Raw genomic sequence first — 22,607 nt, forward strand, 5'->3', positions numbered from 1 at the left:
ATCAGCGTAGTAACGTATCATTCCACTCATCGTTCAGTCGTTGAGCAGCCAATTCTATCAGGTGATTATGACCTGTTTCTAAAACGGTTATCTCAAAATGCCGAAGTCGTTTTGTCAGTGGCAGAATGTATGAACTGGGTATAATCCGGTCGAATGCGCCCAAAAAGAAATGAATACATACTACGTTACTGTTCAATACTTTACCAATAACACGCAGATCGGGATGAATACCCCTGAATTGTGTCCAGCTTTTATAAACGAGTTCGCGACGAGCCGCCGTACCTAACGAAATTTCAGCAAAGCGCATTACGGTCCGATTCAGTAAGCCAAATCGTGTCAACGCATGGCCGAACGTAGTGAGCAGGGGTAAATGACGTAATACATATCGAAATGCGCTACGTCCTAAAGCCGAACCTGTTGCCAGTTGATACCAGAAATTACGGGTAATTCCGTCAGGAGCTATCAAAATAAGCTGATCCAAACGGGTGGCAAAGGCTTCTACGGCTGTTAACGCAAATCGCCCACCCAAGCTAAATCCCATTAAGGAAAACCGCTCAATTTTGTGCGTTTCCAGAAAATTACCCAATAATTTATTCCAATCAGTCTTCGTCAATAGCTGATCTGCTACGTAGTGACTATCGCCGTGAAAAAATAAATCAATGGCGAAAATGGTAAAGTGCTGCCCTAGCCTCTTCTCAACTGGCAGATAAATCTGGCTCGTCTGTCCAAAACCATGAAACGCCAGCAGCACATTCGGCCCGTGCCCGAATCGGCGGTAGGCGATTCGCGTATCACCGGCGATAAAATAAGCGACAGACGGATCAATCATCCTGTAAAATTGGCAAACTCCACACAATTAACAGTATGCATGCATACTGTTAACGTAGCATTTTTTATATTTACCTAACATCACAAACGTAGCACCCAAACAAGGCAATTGATATGGCATCGGCAGCAATTGATTTACAGGGATTGAATTTTAATTTATCGGAAGAGCACCTCGCTGTTCAGGAAGCTGCCCGGGATTTTGCACAAACCGAACTTTTACCGGGTATTGTTGACCGTGATAATGAAGCTCGTTTTCCGGCTGAACAGGTAAAACGAATGGGAGAATTAGGTTTTCTGGGCATGATGGTACCGCCCGAATATGGCGGGGGCGGTATGGATACGGTTTCTTACGTACTAGCTATGGAAGAAATTTCAAAGATCGACGCGTCGGCATCGGTTATTATGTCAGTAAATAATTCGCTTGTCTGTTACGGTCTCGAAGCATTTGGCACTGAAGAGCAAAAGCAGAAGTACTTAACTCCTTTGGCTAGTGGCGAAATGATTGGCGCTTTTTGCCTTTCCGAACCCGAAGCAGGCTCCGATGCTACGTCGCAAACCACTACGGCAGAAGATAAAGGGGATTATTATTTAGTAAACGGCACTAAAAATTGGATTACAAATGGCAACTCATCGGGCATTTGTCTGGTAATAGCGCAGACCGATCGTGAAAAAAAACATCGGGGTATCAATTGCCTGATTGTGGAAAAAGGAACGCCCGGTTTTGTTGTTGGCAAGAAAGAGGATAAAATGGGAATTCGATCATCTGACACTCATTCTCTGCTTTTTACAGACGTAAAAGTACCTAAAACCAATCGGATCGGTGACGATGGATTTGGATTTAAGTTTGCTATGTCGACCTTAAATGGTGGCCGAATTGGAATTGCGGCTCAGGCATTGGGCATTGCTGCCGGAGCCTATGAACTGGCATTAAAATATAGTCAGGAGCGTAAATCGTTTGGCAAACAGATATTTGAACATCAGGCTATTCAGTTTAAATTAGCTGAAATGGCCACAAAAATAGAGGCAGCACGGCTTCTTATTTATAAAGCAGCACGCTTAAAAGATGAACATAAGGATTATGTACAGGCCGCTGCTATGGCTAAATTATTTGCATCAGAAGTTGCTATGTGGGCCACAACCGAAGCCGTCCAGATTCATGGTGGCTATGGTTATGTTAAAGAATTTCACGTGGAGCGACTAATGCGTGATGCTAAAATTACTCAGATTTACGAGGGTACATCTGAAATCCAAAAATTAGTTATAGCCCGAGAGCTTATTCGTTAATGGTTTTCTTAGTAAAATAGAATTTTTGTAAAGGTGGAGTGCGTGTTCGGCTCGAATACGCACTATTTTTTTTATTTTTTGAAAATTTTTATACTTGTATTAGTTTTGTACAAATTATTAGTTTTGTGCAACTTTGAGCAAAACGTATATATCCGGGGAACTACCTTTCAGCTATGGAAGATTACAATAAAATAATCGAATCGCTGGGCGTGAAATTTATCAAGGCCCGTAACATTCGGATTCTTCAGCCAATCACTATTAAAAACTTCTATGACGTTGAAAATACGTTGCTGATTTTATACAATGGCGAAGTATCTATTGGCGACGAAAAAATAAAAGTAGAAGTCGGTGACATGCTGTTCATTCCCGGCGGTAAGCACGTTACGGTCACTTATGGCGATCCGTTGAATGCCAAAACAGTTTCGAACGAAGAGTTTATGACTCATCGCGAATCATACTGGGAAGGTAATCATGATCCAAAGCTAATCAGTCATCTGCCAAACTCGTTCGGATACGTATCATTCGAAGCTAAAGTTTTTGATTCGGTTAACTTCTTTAATTCGCTCGACGTTCCACCGTTCATTATCAAACGAGAGGAGCATCTGGCAACTACTATCGATCAGATTCTGGCCGAAGATATGACCGATCTGGCAGGAAAAGGCCGGATTATCAAGATAAAAACAGAGGAAATAGTTATTGAGGTTGTTCGATACATCCTTAAAAATCACCTCTTTGTTGAACAGTTAGTAACAAATAGCACCTACTTTAAAGACCCACGCTTGATCGATATTTTCGCTTACATCAAAGAAAACCTTGGTGGCGATTTATCGAACAAAGTACTGGCAAACGTAGCAAACGTATCAGAAGATTACGTAGGGCAATATTTTAAAATGCTGACCGGTATCAATCCACAGGATTATATTGAATACCAGCGTATGGAGGCAGCCGTTGGCTTACTACGTACCAGCAAGAAAAGTATTCGTGCAATTGGTTCGGAGGTGGGCTACAAGGATACAGCTTATTTCTGTCGTCGTTTTAAAATGATGTTTGGCATTCCGGCTGGCAAAATGCGCCGTCGAGAATCGCTGATGAATGTATAAATTGATAAAAAATGAAAAAGGCTTGATCAATCAAGCCTTTTTCATTTTTTATCAATTCGATTACTGCATTGTAACTTCAATAGGCAATGTGTAAAAAACAGCGACTCGCTTTCCACTGACTTCGCCTGGCTCCCAACGCGGCATTTTCTCAATTGCTGCGATAATATTAGCCATATAAGCTTCCATCATCTTCCGATTATTTTTGTCTAGCGGCTTTGTTGTTACTCGAATATCATGCACGTAGCCAAGCTCATCTATAATAAATTTGGCCGCAACAGGACCTGTATTATAGTGTTTTCTAGCCAATGAATTAGGAACTTTAATTGTAGCAGCCAGATAGCGACTTAAGGCAACACTTCCACCCGGAAATTCGGGGTCTCGCTCAACAACCGTATATACCTTTTGGCTGGCTGTTTGAGCGAAAATCGACGTAGTAACTGACGTAGTAAACAAAAAAAACAGGCTTATCCCAGCCAAACGAACGCATTTCATAAATTAAGCCTGTAGAACAGATTGATTAAATTCCCGTACCATAGTTGCCAACTGTGGTAACAAATCAGGATTTTGTTCGATACCATTTCCCACCACAATCATATCAGCACCTGCTTTAAGGGCTTCATAGGCACGTTCACCCGAATTTAACCCGCCACCAACAATTATTGGTACGTCTACCGCCGTCCGAACAGCCGCAATCATTTCGGGCGACACCGGCCATCGGGCTCCACTACCAGCATCTAAATACATTAATTGCAGACCAAGCATTTCCCCTGCCATAGCCGTACAGGCAGCAACACCTGGCTTATCACGAGGTAAAGGCATCGTACCACTAACGTATGAAACCGTTGTTTGCGTACCGCTGTCAACCAACATATAACCTGTAGGCAAAATTTCCAGTCCACTTCGTTTCAAAAGTGGAGCGGCAATTACGTGTTGACCAATCAAAAATTCTGGATTACGTCCTGATATAAGTGATAGCAGCAGAATGGCATCGGCCGAGGCTTCTATATGAAGCGGATTCCCTGGAAATAGAATAACAGGAACCTGACTATGTTTCCGAATAGTGGCAATGACTTCTTTATGAACGTAGTCAGTTACCAAACTTCCTCCGACCAGAAAAAAGTCGACAGGATATTTATTCGTATGGGCCAATAATTGAAAAAGGCCGTTCTGATCGATTTTATCTGGATCGATCAGAACGGCAAAGGCTTTTCGGCCAGAGTGCCTATAATTACGAAGTATAGCCAACAGGTTCTGTTGGGGCCTGTTGATGGTATTCAGTGGGGTCGGCGGTTGGATTGATGGCATTATTTGTACGGATGCGGGCTAAAAATCCAGTTAGCTGCTCACGGGCAATATTGGTTAGAACCGACGTAACGATTCCACTAATCAAGCCTGCGGCTGCCGATGTTTTGGCAGTTTCCTTCTGCAATTTTTCGGTCTGATAACGCAACGGGGCAGGTTCGCGGTATGCTGATGTTTCTTCATCCCAAACCTCATCCCAGTCTTCTGGTTCGCCGTATTTTTCGGCATACCGGTATTCATCAGACTTTGGCAGAATAGCATTTGCTACCAAATATACGGCTAAAGCAGCACCCGCTACAAATACCGCTGTTTTACCAATTTCGACGGCATCCTCTTTCATATCGTCGACGCCATCACTAATTGAGTTTTTAAATCGTTCAGTAGCAGCCATTAACTGTGCTCTACGCGCAGTAGTATCCGCAAATGGTACTTTAGGATCTTCCATTATTATCGGGCTTAAAATCGTGTAAATACGTTTTTCAATATAGATTATTAACCAGATACGTTGAACTCGGTTTTAAGAAACCGTCAATTTCGGCCTATATTGCTCATTGTGGAGCGGGTTTGTGCCATCAGTTCTTCAACTGCTTCCGATTTTTCCTGACTTTTTCGTTCCTGACCTTTCTTAATAATACTGTATGCTATTCCACGGATTTTCGATTTAAAAAATCCTTTAGCAGCGGCCCATATAATAGTAAGAACGAGAAAGAAAGCGGTAACAATCAAAAAACCAAGGTAACGGCTCTCTGTAATTTCATTAATATAAGCTGCCAGTAAAATAAAAATAAACAGCGTTGTCATTGTGGCAAACAAAGCCAGCACAATGCCATGAATACCAATTACGACACCTTCTTCAATTTTCCCCCGACTTTCTAGCGTAAACAACTCGATACGGGCTTCCAGATAGCGGAATATATTCTCCCGAATTTCTTCCAGGCGTTCCAGCATGTTTTTAAATGTTTAGTTTTCGCGCTACGTTATTTACCAAAATCGGCTCGATTTGTTTAAAAAACCCACTAAAATAAAATGGCCCCGGTATGAGCGGGGCCATTTTATTATGGAATCAATAGAAACCTATTGAGTATGTTACTACACGCGAATCACTGCCCGGTAAAGAGTTTAACCATCCTGTTAACTTTATATCGGTGATTATATTAACACAACTGATACTTTTAGCGCGACTGCCGTAATTTCGCTTCGATCGTCTGCTGTGTATGAGGAACTGCCCGTAAACGCTCTTTCGGAATTAACTTACCCGTATCTTTACAGACGCCGTAGGTTCCATTTTTAATACGTACCATGGCTGCATCCAACTGCTGAATAAACTTTTGTAACCGAGCAGCTAACTGGCTTAAATTCTCCCGTTCGCTGGTATCAGCTCCATCTTCAAGCAGTTTAGAGTTACCCGACGTATTATCAGTACCACTATCGTTGCGCTTGCTGAGCGTTTCTTTGATATAGTTTAATTCGCTACGTGTAGCGTCGAGTTTTTGGCTAATAAGCTCCTCAAACTCTTTCAAATCCTCCTCCGAATAACGCTTTTTTTCTTCCTGAACCATAGTTTATACTATGTAAAAGATGGGTGGTTTATTTTGGGCACAAAAATAACGCTTTATAGTCGGGATTTCAACCGTTCGCTTAAATATAAACGAACTTTTATTAAAAATTGAGCAATTGTTGATTGGCAATAAATCCAATTTATATTTGGCAATTATACAGTATAGTTGAATAACTATTTGGTAAATCAAATAAAATGTAGAGTAATTATACTGACTATTATTATTATATTAATCTTAGAAAAAATAGACCTTTGGCAATATCTTATTTGATTTATTAAGTTTGCGGGACACTTTATCAGTAAAATTGTTTTTTTGAAAGAAGTACACCTTGAAATCATGGGATATATTGAGCCAGCTCCAATAAAAGATAAAGAGAATCCGCTTCAATCAATGATGTCGCGCTTTGATGCGGCCGCAAAATTGGTCGGCATTTCCGACGAAATGTACGATATTCTCAAAGTGCCCGCCAAGCAGGTAATTGTCGGGCTTCCGGTTACGATGGATAATGGGGCCATCAAAGTATTTGAAGGCTATCGGGTTATTCACTCCAACATTCTGGGGCCAGCAAAAGGAGGTATTCGCCTTGATCCAGGCGTGCACATCGACGAAGTGCGCGCATTAGCTGCCTGGATGACCTGGAAATGCGCTGTTGTCGATATTCCCTACGGCGGAGCAAAAGGCGGTATTGCCTGTAATCCCCGCGAAATGTCGGCAGGTGAAATTGAGCGCTTGATACGTCAGTATACCGTTGCCATGCTCGACGTGATTGGACCCGACAAAGATATTCCAGCACCCGATATGGGCACTGGCCCACGAGAAATGGCCTGGATAGTGGACGAATACTCAAAGGCCAAAGGTATGACTGTCAATGGCGTAGTGACGGGTAAACCGCTTGTTTTGGGAGGTTCGTTAGGACGTACCGAAGCTACGGGTCGGGGCGTAACTGTAGCGGCTCTGGCCGCTATGGACAAATTACGGATGAACCCATATCGCGCTACCGCAGCCATTCAGGGATTTGGAAACGTAGGTTCATTTGCCGCTGAACTGCTCCATGAACGGGGCGTAACAGTAGTAGCCATCAGCGATATTTCAGGTGGTTATTATAACGAGAAGGGTATTGATATTACGGCTGCTGTCAATTACCGTAACAATAATAAAGGCACACTAGAAGGCTTTAAAGGAGCTGAAAAGATATCGAATGAAGAACTTCTTTCGCTGGCCGTTGATGTATTGGTACCTGCCGCCAAGGAAGATGTGATTACAGACGATAACGCAGCATCGATACAGGCTAAAATGATTGTAGAAGGTGCAAATGGCCCTACTTCAGCCAGTGCCGACGAAATCATCAACAATAAGGGAATTCTGGTCGTACCCGACATTCTTGCCAATGCAGGCGGTGTAACCGTATCGTATTTTGAATGGGTGCAGAATCGAATCGGGTATAAATGGCCACTCGACCGAATCAACCGCCGGGCCGACCGAGCAATGAAAGATGCTTTCGACCGTGTATATGAAACCTCGCAACGACACAAAGTACCTATGCGCCTGGCAGCTTATATTGTTGCTATCGACAAAGTAGCCAGTACGTATAAATTCCGGGGAGGATACTAAAAAGAATGTATGATGTATAGTGTATGATGTATAATTTTGTTCCTACTTGATACATCGAGAATATATCATACATCATATATCATACATTTTGTTATGCGCTTTCACCGCGAAGGGAATACCATCATGCTAACAACAGGGCTGGTTTTACTGGCCCTCAATCTGTTAGCTTATTATTATTTGTTCGCCGATAATTCCATTGCTATTGGCCTGCTCTTGGTTACAAGCTTAATTCTTTTCGGGCTGATTGTTCAGTTCTTCCGCATACCTACTCGTCAGCTAACTCAGGGCGAATTGCAGGTTGTTGCTCCTGCCGATGGGAAAGTCGTTGTAATTGAGGAAACAACGGAGCACGAATACTTTAAAGATCGTCGTCGGCAGGTGTCCATTTTTATGTCGCCCCTCAACGTACACGTCAATCGGAATCCTATTTCGGGTATTGTTCGTTATTTTAAATACTTCCCCGGCAAATATCTGGTAGCCTGGCATCCGAAGTCGAGCACCGAAAATGAACGTACTACGGTAGTTGTTCAAACCAAAAATGGCGTAGAAGTGCTTTTCCGTCAAATTGCTGGTGCGCTAGCCCGCCGAATTATCTGGTACGTAAAAGAAGGCCAGCCAGTAAGTCAGGGAGAAGAATTTGGATTCATTAAGTTTGGCTCGCGAGTCGACGTATTTCTGCCACTCGATGCAAAAATCAACGTGAATATCGGCGACGTAACAAAAGGTGGTGTTACGGTAATTGCAGAACTAAAGGAAGCCTGATAACGTAGCAGATAATCTGCTACGTTACGTATTGCCCGGTTACTAAATCATTACACTCCACAATTCTCCTTTTTCGGTCTCGGTTACAACTAAACCAAGCTTTCCGGAAGGGTCGAATGTGCAGTTGGACGGATTTGAGCCGGGCAATTTTATATCCCGAATAAACGTACCATCTTTCGAAAAGACCCGGATAATGCCAGCTCCAAATACTGCTACGTATAGATTTCCGTCAGGTCCTATGGTCATACCATCGGGACCTGGGATTTGTGCATCGTCTGGAGCCTCGATCACCGTTATCCAGACACGTATCGTTTCCCAGCTTAAACTGTCGACATCCCAATAGCCGCTCCAGATACGTTGCTGATGCGTTTCGGCAATCAGTAATGTTTCGTTATCAGGTAGAAACGCCAATCCATTAGGGTACGATAAACCGTCGGCAATAATATTTACGGTACCATCTGGCGAATAAACTATTACGTACCCCTGAAGACCATCGTCGGGCGAACCCGGACAGGTTACAAGCAGGTTATTTTCTTTGTCGAATAGTAAATCATTAGGCATATTCAACGGCTGACCGCTTACATGGCTGATGATCGTTTCTATTTCTTCAGTTGCTACGTTCAATCGCTGAACCGTATTTGTCCCTGAATCACAGAACCAAAGGTAATCCTGATGATAAATAGCCCCATTAGGCCGTCCGCCTGTGTTTACTCGTTTTGTACTACCATCAGTCAGACGGCAAAACAGGCTTTCTCCTTCCTGTTCTACACACCACAGATTACCTGATACATCAAATGTTGGTCCTTCCGGAAAGCGTAACCCTTCTGCCAATAGATGTATGTTATCCATAACGTTTTTGCTTATTGATTTATAGGGATCAAATCAGAACAAATCCCATATTACCAGCATAGTCTATTATTTAAATAGGAGAACCACAGGTTTTGTTTACGCTTTTTACGGAACGGCAGGTAAGTTGCTCAGTTTAAGGATTCATAAAAACAATGCTGCCCAATAATGAGCCATAACAGTCATTATCGGGCAGCACAAAACGTACTATTTTACAAACGCATTGATACGTTACACCTTGTTTGGATCGGGGTGTTTATAAGGATCTCGATAGGGACGAGCCAGTAATTTTGTCGCTTCTTTATCGCCAACAACTTCACGTTTTTTCGGGTCATACACAATCGGGCGACCTAACTCCATTGACATGTTAGCCAGAATACAACTGGCCGTAGAAATATGTCCTTGTTCGATATCAGCGACAGGGCGGCCTCCTTTCTCAATGGCGTCCAAGAAATTGAGCATATGCAGGCGTGTGGCTGGTGCAGCATTCAATTCAATTTTAGGCTCTGTAGGCTCCGTTACATCTTCCGGGTATTTTTCTTTTTCGTAGACAACATCAAAATGCATTTTCTTTCCATCCTTTCCTTCAGGAATGAAATCGGCCTGCATGGTGCTGCCCCAAAGCGTTCCTTTTTCGCCATAAAGCGTAAACGACCATGGATAATCCGGATTGTTTGGCGTTCCCCAGGTACGATGCTGCCAGACGCAGTTTAGTTCATCATACTCAAATACGGCCGACTGCGTGTCAGAAATATTAGACTTACCTTCTTTCTGAACATAAATTCCACCCGTCGATGAAATACGTTTGGGCCAGCCAAGATTTAACATCCAACGTACTGTATCGAACATGTGGATGCACATATCGCCCGTAATACCATTTCCGTATTCTTTAAAGGTACGCCACCAACGAACGTGTGGCAAACCATCGTAAGGACGTAGCGGAGCCGGGCCAGTCCACATATTATAATCCAGGAAATCAGGAATTGCCTGTACGGGTGGGTTACCATTGTTACGCATGTGAAAATAACAACACATTTCTACATGTGATATTTTCCCTAGTAGACCCGCATCTACTACGTTTTTCTTGGCTTCAATCAAGTGAGGGGTGCTTTTACGCTGCGTACCCACCTGTACGACTTTATTGTATTTTCGGGCAGCCGCTACCATCGCTTCGCCTTCCATTACGTCGACACTGATCGGCTTCTGCACATACACATTGGCACCTGCTTTCACTGCATCAATCGCCTGCAGGGCATGCCAATGGTCGGGCGTGCCGATGAGCACAATATCCAGCTCATTTTCGGCGAGCATTTTCTGATAATCTCCGTATAAGCGAGGAGTCTTACCTGATTTCTGGCGCTGACTAACAAGCTTAGCCGCTCCTTCCATCATTCGCTTATCTACATCGCAGAGTGCAACGACTTCAACCGGCGCTACCTGAATCAGACGAAATAAATCGCTTTTTCCGTACCAGCCCGTTCCAATCAGGGCTACTCGATAAGCTTTTGGTGGATTAATGAGATCCAGACCTCTGGGGCCAAAAGCCGAAAGAGCCAGCGAAGCACTAGAGCCCTGTAAGAACGTTCGGCGGTTAATATTAAAATTATCCATAAAGAAAAGAAAGGGGGTTCGGAATTAAGAAACTAACGTATTGACTGATACTTACTTAAGAAGCGTCATCACCGCTTCGTCACCCACAACTGCGCGCGCGGGTCGAGGATATTCTGCATTAAAAACCTGTAGCTTCGTAGGTTCAAGCGGAGTGTTGATACTTTCGTCGATTTCTCCATTCTTCAACACTCGATTCAAATCCAGATTTAGTTGTTTGGCTAAAAACCGGTAAGCTGCCATTCGTTTACTTGGGCCGTAATCGTGGCCTTCTGTTATCAAATGGACATTCTCGACCTTGTCCTTTGCATCATAATACCCATAAATGTTCTGGATATACGGAAACTCAACAGTAGGTGTGTTTTTTGTCCAGTCTTTTCCATCAGAAACCAGTAACATAGGGCGTGGAGCGGCCAGGGCTGCAATCTCTACGTTGCTTGTCTGATGCGTTGGCCGCTTATGAATCGGCATCCCACTTTCGCAGCTACAGCCGCCAAAAAAGAAGGACGAAACCATCACAACTGGCACAGATACTTTAATACGTTGGTCGAGTGCAGCCAGCACAAATGTTTGCGTACCTCCGCCCGATTCGCCCGTCATGGCAATCCGAGACGTGTCAACTTCGGCCAGACTGGTTAGAAAGTCGAGTGACCGCAATCCATTTAACGTCTGAAGTTTTAACGCCGACGGAAGTTTATGACTACACTGTTTTGAATCACCGTAATCGAGCATATCGTAGGTAAACACAACTGCACCCATGCGCGCCAGCGTAGCACAACGTTGCTGTGTATATTCTTTCAAACGAGCATCCAACGAAGCCATATGTCCATGCGGACAGAGAATTCCCGGCGATTTGCCCGTTGGATTAAGCGGTTTATATAAATTTCCGGTTACAAAAATGCCCGGCAGACTTTCAAACGCTACGTTCTCAACCGTATAACCGTTCAGCTCGCGAACACTATGTCGAATCGGTTCGAGCGGAGCAAAAGCAGGCCGATCGGGTAATGTCATACCATCGCGAAGCCCCTGCCGAATCAACGCTGCCCGAGTTTCCCAAGAAGCTTTGTCCTGATGCTTTTTTGCAAAGGCATTTAGTGAATCCGCACCCTGTTTTTCCGTAAAAAAAGCGCCCTGACACAAATCCGGACGTGCAGGATTCGGCTGTCCGAGAAGAGTTGCTGAGATTCCAGCGACGAAACTGATGGTAAGGAAAAATCGGCTGGCGTTCTGATTTATCATGAGAATTTGTTCAGCTAAAACTAAAAGATGCCTTCGTTAAACTCTTACTGTTTATGGGCTAAATATCACCCCGTTTCAATGCTTTTACCGCATAATCGGCGGCTCGAGCCGATAGTGCCATGTAAGTGAGCGAGGGATTCTGACAGGGCGATGATGTCATACTGGCACCGTCGGTACAAAACACATTTTTTACTACGTGGTGTTGATTGAATTTGTTGAAGACTGAATTTTTCGCGGTGGTTCCCATACGAGCCGTACCCATTTCGTGAATACTTAATCCCGGATTTGGCTGTGCATCAACACCTTCAATATTTGTAAAGCCTGCTTTTTCGAGCATCAGAATGGCTTGTTCCTGTGCGTCTTTGCGCATGAGTTTTTCGTTTTCCCGAAAATGAACATCCATTTTCAGAACGGGTTGACCCCATTTATCAGTCACTTCATTCGTCAGATATACCCGGTTGTCCTCGTAAGGCATGCATTCGCCAAAGGCATCGAGGGTTATTTTCCATCCACCAAACTGGGTGGCTTTCTCTTTAAAATCCGCCCCAAAACCTTCATCTCCAAAAGCATGCTCCCAGTTTTCACGATTGGTATACACCTCAAACCCATAACCTCGTTTAAATTCTTGTTTCGGCTGACCGGGAAGGTTTCGAAAACGCGGAATATATAATCCTGCCGGATGACGACCATAGTAATATTTGCCCAAATCCTGCTCGTAATCGGCAGTAGCGCCCACATGAAAATGATGATCCATTAGATTACGACCTAACTGACCACTATCGTCCATTCCGTTTGGAAAGCGCTTCGAGGTTGAGTTCAGCAGGATATATGTAGAACCCAATGCCGAGGCATTCAGGAAAATAATAGTAGCCCGAAATTCATGCCATTCATGGGTTTGTTCGTCAATAACCCGAACGCCCGTTGCACGCCCTTTCTGCTCGTCGTAAATAATCGAATTAACAATCGAATGTGGACGTATCGTCAGGCGTTTGGTACGTCGGGCGGCCGGTAAGGTAGCAGACTGTGTACTGAAATACGCTCCATACGGACAGCCTCGCATACACAGATTTCTAAACTGACATTTGGCCCGGCCCAATTCCGTTTGTTGCTGCGTTGGTGCTGTCAGGTGAGCCGCCCGCGCCGAAATCACTTTACGGTCAGGAAATAACGTATTGACGCTTTTACGTAAATGCTGTTCAAGACAATTATCGGGAAGAGCTGGCTGAAATTGACCATCAGGCAAATGCGGTAAACCATCCCGATCTCCTGCAATACCCGCGAATTTCTCTACGTAATCGTACCAGGGTGCCAGATCTTTATAACGGATGGGCCAGTCCGTACCGACTCCGTCTCTGAGATTTGCTTCAAAATCAAGGTCGGAGAAACGAAACGAGTAACGTCCCCACATCAGCGATTTCCCGCCAACGTGGTAGCCCCGAATCCAATCGAACGGTTTTTCTTCGACATAAGGATTTTCCAGATCATTTACGAAATGCTGGTGAGTTGCCTCCGTAATGGTAAAGCCTGTACGACTCTGTACGGGATATTGTTTCAGGAGCTCAAGTGGCACCTGCTGATTGCGATGCGGAAACTCCCAAGGAGCTTTTGTAGCCGTATGATAATCCGTAACATGCTCAATCATTCGACCACGTTCAAGTAACAATACGTTCAATCCTTTTTCGCAAAGTTCTTTTGCCGACCAACCTCCACTAATACCCGATCCGACAACAATTGCATCGTATTTTTTACCGGGAGCAGTGGATAAATTATCTTGTTGTCTCATACCAATAACAACGTTTGAGTTATAGATTATTGGATTAGACGTAGTGGTTTTAAACCGGGATACGTAGCATCAACACTTATTTATTTCTGTAGAAATGCCGCGATTTCCATTCCCCACGCAATGCCAATGTGAATGAGTAGTCCGCCCCAGATGCTACGTGTACTTAAAGCTAATACGCCCAATATATAGCCGCCAAATAACGAAGACACGGCTTCCCCCAATGGCCTTCCAAAATGAATGGAGCAATACCAGACAACCATTGGCAAAACGGCTCCCGGCCCTAAAACACGACTCATACCGATGACAAGAAATCCACGAAAAATTAACTCGGTCGGTACAAAATCCCAGCCATAGCAGAGTTCATAAATCAGCACGGTAACCCATTCAGGTACGCCCAGAACTTCGTTCGCATTAGTGTCGTGATACGTTGGGTACGACTGCAAAAAATCGGGTTGAAACGAGGCCAGTGTAATCAGGGGAATCATCAATGCCAACAGAATAGCGTAGAGCACTAATCCTTTACGTTTGGGCGTCATACCGTAAAAACTGTCGGGGCTGAATTGACTTAGTTGCGGCTCCAGCAATCGGTAAAACAGATATAGTGGCAATACGATGGTAACTATCGATTGCAGATTATGAAAACAGTAGTAAGCGAAAATAAAAATCTGACCATCCAGAATCTGCCGACTCCAATCGGCATAAGCGTAGAAACTGGCGTAGGTCGAATAGCTGATTAGTGCTACCAAACTACGTAGCCAGAATTCTCGTTTTCGCCATATATCCGTACGACGGTGAAAATATGCCCAAATGGCTACGCTAACGTAGTAAGCCGTGCCATACAACAAAAAATAAAGTACACCCCGAATTGGCTTTCCCAGATGTACATCGATGTAGGCATCCTCCAGATCGATGGAGTAATTAATGGTCAGCAACACGGCCGCCCAAAGTGCTGTTGCTACGTAGAGATCTAATCGAAAGTCGGTGCGCAAATGATCGCGCAAATCGCGCCAGAAGGCTTTCATGCGTTAGTACGTTGTTGTCCGACAAACAGTTATTGTTCATCGGACAACAAAAAACGGTATTAAAACCCTTCCTTCTCGGCTTCTTTATCTTTTTTCTTTTCCTCTTTCTTCTTCTCTTCTTTCACCACTTTTTGCCCCGGCTGCACTTTGGGTTTAGGAGCTGGTTTGGCCTTGGTTTTATACTGATCGAGATAGCGGTCAACAAAGATTGTTTTTTCATCAGCTATAGCGGCAAAAACTTCCAGCGTCGCTTTTCCCGAATTTTTAGAACTGGCCAGCAACCGGTCGTTAATTTCCTGCTCCGACGTAACGATTGCTAGTTGACCAAGTGCCGTTGGGCCATTACCCGGCTTGTAATCGTAGAATACCCATACATCGGGCGACGATTCGAGATAAATGCTTACTTCATCGCCATTGATCGTTTTTCTGATCTCGACAAAACCATCCATTTGGGCGTTAATATCGGTCGCCATAATATTCGATACGCCCAGTTGCCCCGTGCTGTAGAACGTATTGTATTTGGGCGACCAACGCAGATTGGCATTTGCCAGAACCAGCATCGCATTTAGTTTCGGCGACGCGGTATTGAGTGCTACGTGCTGGTTCTGCGCCTTTGTCCGATAGGCATCCACCGCCTGTTGCCCAATTAGTGGAACCAGCTTATCAGAAAGCCGATTCAGGTCGTCATCAGCCGCTTCATCATTTTTCTCTTCCTGATTTGTCTTGACGATTTTATCGGAAATCAGACTATTAATCTGGTCTGGAACCGGGAAGGCAAACGCGAGCAACGTATTGAACCGATATTGTGAACTGTCGATATTCACCCGCGCCGAACCTGCCGACAACAGGTACTCGTTTGTACCGGCATGAAGCAGATTCATTTTGCCTTTGAACGTCATCAATCCTCGCGCATCGTTGAACGTAAAGGCATTTTCAACGTCGGCTTCGGCAGCATTACTATCTGCCTTCGCTGTGCTATCCGTAGCTGCGGCTGTGCTAACATTCAGATCACTGCTTTTTGAAGCAATCCGATAAACCTTATCTTTCTCATCGTACCGCATCACACCCGTTGCCGAAAATAAATCCTGATCGCGCGAATCTTCTTTTGGTGATAGGAACGTCGGGTAAAGACCCGCATTGTCGGCCCGGAAATGAATACCCGCTACCAGTTGCTGACCGCCTTCGTTTTTCAGATTTTTGTCGACCTTAATTTCCAGTCGTTCCTCTACCTTCTCCTTAAATGGAATCCAGCCTGCAATTAAGTCCTGTCGCTTCTTTAAAGCGGGTTTAATGAAGCCATCCATTGCCAAATCGGGTTGGGGAGCCTGCATCGAAATGGAGCCTTTATAGAGCATTTTTGGCGCTAGTTGCAGATTATCCGCTTCATCGACTTCGGCTTTTGCTACGGTGAAGTAGGTTGTCAGCGAATTTGAATTAGCGCCACGTCTGTTTTTGGGTGTTTTTTTGGTATCGGCGGTTAACGTAGCAGAAGGCGCTTCTTTCAATTCAAAACTTCCCATTTTAATGCTGGCCGTATCGCCCTTCGCCGTAGCGAATTGATACGTAGCATCGCCAGTGAATTTGGTACGCGAGAGAATCTGAATATTACCATTTTTCAGCTTGTGAAATAAGCTGATGGTGTCCAGCTCAAGCCGAACGTTTTTCAGAGCCAGCATTTCGCCGTTACGTTTGATAGTAACCACGCCTTTGTCGGGATAGATACGGGCATCGGCCGATGTTACGTAGGGAACACCGCTAATGTTCAGCATCATTTTCTCTACGTCGTAGAGGGCAGCCCCGCCATTAAACGTTAACCCTTCCTGATCCTGTCCTGTGGCTGTAAAGGTTGATGTTTTTACATCGCCTTTCATGGCAATCGTTTTGGCGTTCAGGTTCCATTGGGCACGGTTGATGCTGGTTTTATAGGCTGCAAACGGAAATTCCATGCTTGAGCTGATCGTATCATCGATACTTTCTTTTTTGTTGGTTGCCAGTCCAACAATACCTTTCACCTGATTGAAATCCACATCAACATCGTTGCCTAACAAAATTGGTCGGGCTTCCTGTTTGTCAGAAATCACTTTAAACTGTGCTTTACCGGCTACGAACCCATCTTTATTGAATTTGATATTATTCGAAATCGCTTCTGAATCTTTCCGACGTAGCGTTCCTCTACCAAACAAACCAGATGAACGTAGCACTAGTCCGCCTTCGAGATTGGTCGTCGCATTATACAGATTGAAATTATTCTTCTGCGTTGAGATGACCATGCTATCGGCTTTGGGCCACCATTTCAGATTGTAATTGTTGAGCTGAACCTGCGGAAAATAAATCTGTGAAGTACCCGGCTTGCCCGTCAACCCTTCCTTAATTTCACCTTTTTCTCCCGAAGCCACTAACGAATCCGTCATAAACAGCATGTTCGTGTTACTCAAACTGGCCGTTACGTGATTTAAAACACCCTCAGCCCGCAAGCCATTCTTGTCCATTGTTAGGTCGCCCGTAAATTTTACGGTTGATGGACTGGAGCCTTTTTTACCGCTATAGACTGTATAGCCCGTAGCCGGGGCTTTATGTACAAACCCTAACGTATTATCGGGCATTGTTTTCAGCTCGGCCTTGAAAGGCGGAAAAATGCCGTCGGAATGGAATGTGCCCATGAACGAAATGTCGCCCTTTCCGAGACTGTCATTATCAATAGCCGGGATTTTGAAATAAACTTTCTCGTTGTATTTAATATCTCCCCGTACCGGCTGATTGAAATAAACCGTCATTCCCTCGGGCATTACCAGTCGTTGGGTCGTCTTTTTGCCGGCAACCCGTCCCGATTTATTATCGGCTCCGGCCAGATAAACCATGCCCGGATTTTCGTATTTAATATCGCCCCCAATCTCACCGTCTTTACCCTGAGCGGCCAGTTTTTGCGACGAGAACGTAATGGAGTCAATCTTATTAAGACTCATTGCGAACTTATCGTAGTTAAATTTCAAATCGCGACCGGCGTAACGTAGCGTTCCCGCTTTTAACTGACCGTTTAACATAAAATCGCGGCCTTTTCCTACACGTAGCACTTTATCGGATGGAAATCCAGCAATTTTCAACGAATCAGAAATGGTGAATCGGTCAACACCCCGGATGGTTAACAGCTTATCTTCCAGATTTATAGTCGCATTTTTGATACTATCGCTCGATGGAAATATCGATTGTACCTGAAAATTATCGAAGTCACTCTTATCGGCGTAGGCCAGAATATAAAGAACTCCCTTCCGACTCAAACGCATCATCTGCGTGTTTGGGTCACGAGTCATATAGCCTTCGAGCACCATTCGGTTGAGTGAGCCACGTAGTGCAGTCGGATTTACTTTGTTGGCACTGGCAAACTGAATGACATCCTCATCCAGAAACGTTTGCTGTTTTTTGGTCGATACGTAGTTGGCGACAACCTGAAGCGGGTGGAAACCATAATCGAGCGTTAAATCGGCAAAACGCTGTGGTTGAAAATAATCGAATGATTCAAACCGTACGGGTACTTCGCGTTTTGCACCAACCTGATAAAAATCGACTTTCCGGCGAGGTAAATCCCAACGTACTACTTCGGGCGTAATGTAAAATTTATGGTACGTATCAGCATAAGGAACTCGGGCATAATCAGTACGTTGTTCACGATCGAGCCAGGCGATACGTTGGCTCTTATCGTACCGAAATTTAACTGATGGGTGCGTTACTGAATCCGTATCGACATATCCAACAAAAGAAGCTGAGTTTGCCGAAATCAAAGGCGAAGCTGAGCGGCTTCCGGCTGGTTTTACAGGCTCTGTTGTATTAAATCCTGACTGAGCCAGGCCAGCCTGTGTTGAGTCGGGTAACGTAGCGTCGTTTGCAAAATCAAATCGGCGACTGCTGACTTTAAAGGCTGGTTTATTATTGTATTTGACTATTATCTGCGCTGGCTGACCGCTGGCCGATGCTCCAACCATCTGCGTTCCTGATAAAGCCAGTCCACCCCGATATTCAATATCAGCACCCAAGTCAGGTAGTTTTACATCGCTTTGCCACGACATAAAACGTGGGTATGTAACAGGCCCGCTTTTCTTTTTGCTTACGTACTCAAAAACGCCTTTAATCGGTTTAATCGGAGCACCGGGTTTACTTTCGTAAGTCAGTGTTACGTCGTCGGCCTGTAAGCGCGGATTTGTGGTTGTGAAACCATATTCGCTCAACGTAACGAAAATATCAGGTCGCCCTGCTGTGGCCCAGCTAAACTTGCCCCCTTGCCCAACCAACACACCATCTTTCAACATCAAATCGCCCGATGTATTCGATAATACAGCCGAATCACCATTAGCGATGATGACCAGCGATACGTCTTTTAACGTAATAACCGGTCCAGAAACAGATGGAATAGGTCTACGTTGTGGAATATATTGTGGGCCATATTGACGCGGTTGTGTTGAATCGGAATTAGCTGGGACATCCCAACCATCAAATCGGGAACGTTCCATTGATGCTTTCACCGAAGCAATTGAATCGGCTGCGCTTTGCGGAAGCCCAGATTTGCTCACAGGTTGTGCTCCTTCTACATAGCGGAATTGATACGTTCCACCCGTGGCTACTAGCTTATTGAATTTACTAGTATATACTTCCCGTTTTTCGAGAAACTGACGTATCGATTCCAGACTTTTTGTAAACCCTTTGGAATCATTTAACTCAAACAATTTTTCAGCAACGGTTAATATTTCATCGACACTTGTTGGCGAACTGGGTTGTTGCTGCGATGTTAAGGCCTGATTTAACGATTCATAAAATGGCATAAAGTGCGTAGCTGGTTGCCAACGCTTCTGGTTCATTTTACGGCTTAGAACCATTACGCGCTCTTGTTGAGCAGCCGATAATCGATTCTCGGACCAGAGCGCCTGCAAATTTGTTCCTGTCCGAACGGAAGCTGCCCCCCCGGTGGCCATTAACTTCTGGACATCGGCCATAAATTGATCCGGCTTATCGGAAATACGAACAGCCTGCCCAAACACAGTTGTTAACGAAACAAGCCAAACTGCGGTAATGGTGTATATACGATTCATCGCGTACCTGTTGCAAAAAGTTAACGTAATAGCTTCAGCTATCTATGATTTTTGGAATGCGAGCGACGTCCAATCATGATTCGTCAGCTTCTTAATTAATGTAAGACCCGATTCTTCAGCTTTCTGTTGGATGTCAGGTGCATCCTGCTCATAAAAACCACTTACGATTAAATAGCCTTTATCAGGCATTAATCCTGTGTAGATCGGGATTTCGCGCAGCAGCACATTACGATTGATATTAGCTAACACTATATCATAGGCAGCTGGCGATTGCTCCAGTAAATGAGTTGGTGGGTTTAAATCGTCAATAGTGCCCTGAAAAACAATAATCTGCGGGCAATTATTCAAATCGGCATTTTCGCGAGCATTTTCAACGGCCCATTCTTCAATATCGAAAGCCACTACGGTTTTTGCTCCCATTTTGGCAGCCAGCACAGCCAGAATACCAGTACCACTACCAACGTCTAATACTGCTTTCCCAGAAAACTCCAGATCGAGCTGTTGCTCAAGCACCATGGCCGTTGTTTCGTGATGGCCGGTTCCGAACGACATCTTTGGATTTATGATGATGTCGTAACGAAACCGGGCGTCCAACTCATGGAAGGACGCCCGGACCTGGACTTGGCCCGCCACTTCTATCGGCTCATAATCGCGCTCCCACTCGGCGTTCCAGTTTCGTTTTTCTAACGAACTGACTTCATAAGCTATTGCAGTCTGTGGGTTGTATTTATCTATTAATTGCTTCAAACTATCCTCATCAAAATCTGATTCGGGTATGTAAGCTGTAATTCCTTCATCTGTTTCCAGAAATGACTCAAAACCAAGTTCGGCCAACTCAGCCATCAATATGTCTGTATAATCGGGCGATACCCGCACCATTACTTCTGTGTAGTTCATATCTCAAGGTAATAAAAAACAAAGTTATCGGTCTGTAGCTTTATTTACAGGGGTTCTTTTTTGAAAGCGACTTCGTTTATTTGTCATTCTTAACGATGAGCAACCGTTTCATATCCGGCTTATGCAAAACGCTTTTTTAATTATTGACGCACAATTCGACTTTTGTCATCCCGATGGAGCACTCTACGTACCGGGGGCTGATCAGGATATAGAACGTATTGCTACGTTAATTCGAGAGCATAGCTTCAATATTGATCATATTGTCGCTACGCTCGATACGCATCATGTTCTGGATATTGCTCATCCGCTTTTCTGGCAAAATAAACAAGGCCAGCATCCAGCACCATTTACACGTATCACAAGCGAAGACGTTGAATCAGGTGAGTGGATCCCTCGTTTTTTGGCTGAAGAAGCAAAAAAATATATAGCAGATTTAGAATCTGACGGTCAGTTCGATCACTTTATCTGGCCTGAGCATTGTTTAATTGGTTCACGAGGAGCTGCTCTGCATGATACGTTGTTTTCTGCAATAAAAGATTGGTCACAGCAACGTAACAAAGATTATATAGCTATTCAAAAAGGTCTATATCCGTTATCAGAGCATTTTGGTATTTTTCGTGCGCAAGTTCCTAATCCAGACGTACCGGACACGCAGCTCAATACGTCATTAATCGATGACCTAAATCGTTTTGAGACTGTTTATTTGATGGGTGAAGCTAAGTCACACTGTGTAGCGAATAGTTTAAAGCAGATTCTGGATTTCGCACCAGCCTTAGTACCTAAACTCGTTGTCGTCACAGACTGTATGTCCGACGTAACGGGGTTAGGTCATCTAGCTGACCCGATTTATGCCGAAGCCAATTCTAAAAACGTCCGTTTCACAATATCGACTACTTTATTCAACTAGATCAATAACATGGAAAAAAAGCTATCTCTGTTTCCACTTAATTTAATTGTCTACCCTGGCGAAGATTTAAACCTACACATTTTTGAACCTCGCTATCGCCAGCTAATCAATGAATGTTTAGAGGATGAGAAGAGCTTTGGGATTCCGACCTTCATTAATAATAAACTGCCTGGCTACGGTACAGAAATGCACGTAACAGCCCTTCATAAGCGCTATGAGGATGGGAAGATGGACATAAAAACAAAAGGATTAAGAATATTTCGCCTGATTAATTTTGAGAATCCTCTTTCCGGGAAGCTTTATGCTAGTGGTGAAGTCGAATTGATTGATTCAGGTAATAGCTTTAGTAGTCATTCGAAAGCTTTATTAGAGCGCCTTAAACGGCTCTACGGCCTGTTACAAATAGATAACAATTATTCATTAGAAACAGAAAACCTTTCTTATAAAATTGCTCATAAGATTGGTTTATCTATAGAACAGGAGTATGAATTATTAACACTTGAAAGTGAAGCTGAACGCCAATTATTTATAATTCAGCATATTGATAACGTATTGCCCGTAGTATCGGATATAGAGCGTACTAAACAGCGGATTCGAATGAATGGTCATTTCAAAAATCTTGATCCACTCAATTTTTGAGTCTACCAAAATGCCATAAAACAAACAAAGTCGTCAACATTACGTTAACGACTTTTAAATGATACGGTGGCACCTACCTACTCTCCCACTTTTGACAGCAGTACCATCGGCAGTACGGGGCTTAACGGCTCTGTTCGACATG

General features: G+C 44.1%; 19 protein-coding genes. 6 read left to right on the plus strand and 13 right to left on the minus strand.

Annotated features, from left to right (window positions below):
* Position 1: 1 nt before the first annotated feature.
* Complete coding sequence (locus ACYVD4_RS29005; RefSeq protein WP_460951591.1) at positions 2 to 829, minus strand: alpha/beta fold hydrolase; 828 nt, start codon at positions 827 to 829, stop codon at positions 2 to 4.
* Between the two features lie 113 nt (positions 830 to 942).
* Here ACYVD4_RS29005 and ACYVD4_RS29010 point away from each other — a divergent pair, with 113 nt between their 5' ends.
* Positions 943 to 2,112 (plus strand): acyl-CoA dehydrogenase, encoded by a 1,170-nt coding sequence (locus ACYVD4_RS29010; RefSeq protein WP_460951592.1) that lies wholly within the window; start codon positions 943 to 945, stop codon positions 2,110 to 2,112.
* 173 nt (positions 2,113 to 2,285) lie between these two features.
* On the plus strand, positions 2,286 to 3,212 hold the full coding sequence (locus tag ACYVD4_RS29015; protein WP_460951593.1) for an AraC family transcriptional regulator: 927 nt from the start codon (positions 2,286 to 2,288) through the stop codon (positions 3,210 to 3,212).
* A gap of 60 nt (positions 3,213 to 3,272) precedes the next feature.
* Here the strand turns inward: ACYVD4_RS29015 and ACYVD4_RS29020 are convergent, their stop codons facing one another.
* The 5 genes from ACYVD4_RS29020 to ACYVD4_RS29040 all read right to left on the minus strand — a co-directional run bounded on the left by ACYVD4_RS29020 (position 3,273) and on the right by ACYVD4_RS29040 (position 6,073).
* Positions 3,273 to 3,704: an energy transducer TonB gene (locus tag ACYVD4_RS29020; protein ID WP_460951595.1), complete on the minus strand. Its 432-nt coding sequence runs from the start codon at positions 3,702 to 3,704 to the stop codon at positions 3,273 to 3,275.
* A 3-nt stretch (positions 3,705 to 3,707) separates the two neighbouring features.
* Positions 3,708 to 4,457, minus strand: coding sequence for a phosphoglycerol geranylgeranyltransferase (locus ACYVD4_RS29025; RefSeq protein ID WP_460951597.1), 750 nt, complete (start codon positions 4,455 to 4,457; stop codon positions 3,708 to 3,710).
* The gene (locus ACYVD4_RS29030) at positions 4,441 to 4,959 is read right to left on the minus strand and encodes a hypothetical protein (protein ID WP_460951599.1); all 519 of its coding nucleotides are present in this window, start codon (positions 4,957 to 4,959) and stop codon (positions 4,441 to 4,443) included. The genes ACYVD4_RS29025 and ACYVD4_RS29030 overlap by 17 nt, the downstream gene beginning before the upstream one ends.
* A gap of 83 nt (positions 4,960 to 5,042) precedes the next feature.
* Positions 5,043 to 5,462, minus strand: a complete 420-nt coding sequence (locus ACYVD4_RS29035; RefSeq protein ID WP_460951601.1) for a phage holin family protein — start codon at positions 5,460 to 5,462, stop codon at positions 5,043 to 5,045.
* Positions 5,463 to 5,686: 224 nt separating this feature from the next.
* Entirely contained in the window at positions 5,687 to 6,073 is a 387-nt protein-coding gene (locus ACYVD4_RS29040) for a TraR/DksA family transcriptional regulator (RefSeq protein WP_460951603.1), read from the minus strand.
* 336 nt (positions 6,074 to 6,409) lie between these two features.
* Between ACYVD4_RS29040 and ACYVD4_RS29045 the strand changes: the two genes are divergently transcribed.
* Positions 6,410 to 7,684 (plus strand): Glu/Leu/Phe/Val family dehydrogenase, encoded by a 1,275-nt coding sequence (locus ACYVD4_RS29045; RefSeq protein WP_460951605.1) that lies wholly within the window; start codon positions 6,410 to 6,412, stop codon positions 7,682 to 7,684.
* A gap of 93 nt (positions 7,685 to 7,777) precedes the next feature.
* The gene (locus tag ACYVD4_RS29050; protein WP_460951607.1) at positions 7,778 to 8,446 is read left to right on the plus strand and encodes a phosphatidylserine decarboxylase family protein; all 669 of its coding nucleotides are present in this window, start codon (positions 7,778 to 7,780) and stop codon (positions 8,444 to 8,446) included.
* Between the two features lie 42 nt (positions 8,447 to 8,488).
* Here the strand turns inward: ACYVD4_RS29050 and ACYVD4_RS29055 are convergent, their stop codons facing one another.
* The 7 genes from ACYVD4_RS29055 to prmA all read right to left on the minus strand — a co-directional run bounded on the left by ACYVD4_RS29055 (position 8,489) and on the right by prmA (position 20,919).
* A complete protein-coding gene (locus ACYVD4_RS29055) occupies positions 8,489 to 9,295 on the minus strand; it encodes an SMP-30/gluconolactonase/LRE family protein (protein WP_460951609.1) in 807 nt (268 codons plus the stop codon).
* Positions 9,296 to 9,523: 228 nt separating this feature from the next.
* Positions 9,524 to 10,903: a Gfo/Idh/MocA family protein gene (locus ACYVD4_RS29060; protein WP_460951611.1), complete on the minus strand. Its 1,380-nt coding sequence runs from the start codon at positions 10,901 to 10,903 to the stop codon at positions 9,524 to 9,526.
* Between the two features lie 51 nt (positions 10,904 to 10,954).
* Positions 10,955 to 12,139: an alpha/beta hydrolase gene (locus ACYVD4_RS29065; RefSeq protein WP_460951613.1), complete on the minus strand. Its 1,185-nt coding sequence runs from the start codon at positions 12,137 to 12,139 to the stop codon at positions 10,955 to 10,957.
* A gap of 58 nt (positions 12,140 to 12,197) precedes the next feature.
* Positions 12,198 to 13,922 (minus strand): GMC oxidoreductase, encoded by a 1,725-nt coding sequence (locus tag ACYVD4_RS29070; RefSeq protein ID WP_460951615.1) that lies wholly within the window; start codon positions 13,920 to 13,922, stop codon positions 12,198 to 12,200.
* An 80-nt stretch (positions 13,923 to 14,002) separates the two neighbouring features.
* Positions 14,003 to 14,944 carry a CPBP family intramembrane glutamic endopeptidase gene (locus ACYVD4_RS29075; RefSeq protein ID WP_460951617.1) on the minus strand — a complete coding sequence of 314 codons (942 nt, stop codon included), beginning with the start codon at positions 14,942 to 14,944 and terminating at the stop codon, positions 14,003 to 14,005.
* Between the two features lie 59 nt (positions 14,945 to 15,003).
* Positions 15,004 to 20,022 (minus strand): hypothetical protein, encoded by a 5,019-nt coding sequence (locus tag ACYVD4_RS29080; RefSeq protein WP_460951618.1) that lies wholly within the window; start codon positions 20,020 to 20,022, stop codon positions 15,004 to 15,006.
* Between the two features lie 42 nt (positions 20,023 to 20,064).
* The gene (gene prmA, locus ACYVD4_RS29085) at positions 20,065 to 20,919 is read right to left on the minus strand and encodes a 50S ribosomal protein L11 methyltransferase (protein WP_460951620.1); all 855 of its coding nucleotides are present in this window, start codon (positions 20,917 to 20,919) and stop codon (positions 20,065 to 20,067) included.
* Between the two features lie 121 nt (positions 20,920 to 21,040).
* On the opposite strand from prmA, the gene ACYVD4_RS29090 reads away from it, so the two are divergent.
* Positions 21,041 to 21,826 carry a cysteine hydrolase family protein gene (locus ACYVD4_RS29090; protein ID WP_460951621.1) on the plus strand — a complete coding sequence of 262 codons (786 nt, stop codon included), beginning with the start codon at positions 21,041 to 21,043 and terminating at the stop codon, positions 21,824 to 21,826.
* 9 nt (positions 21,827 to 21,835) lie between these two features.
* Positions 21,836 to 22,465, plus strand: a complete 630-nt coding sequence (locus ACYVD4_RS29095; protein ID WP_460951623.1) for an LON peptidase substrate-binding domain-containing protein — start codon at positions 21,836 to 21,838, stop codon at positions 22,463 to 22,465.
* Positions 22,466 to 22,607 lie beyond the last annotated feature (142 nt).

This window comes from Spirosoma daeguense (genome assembly GCF_054776875.1).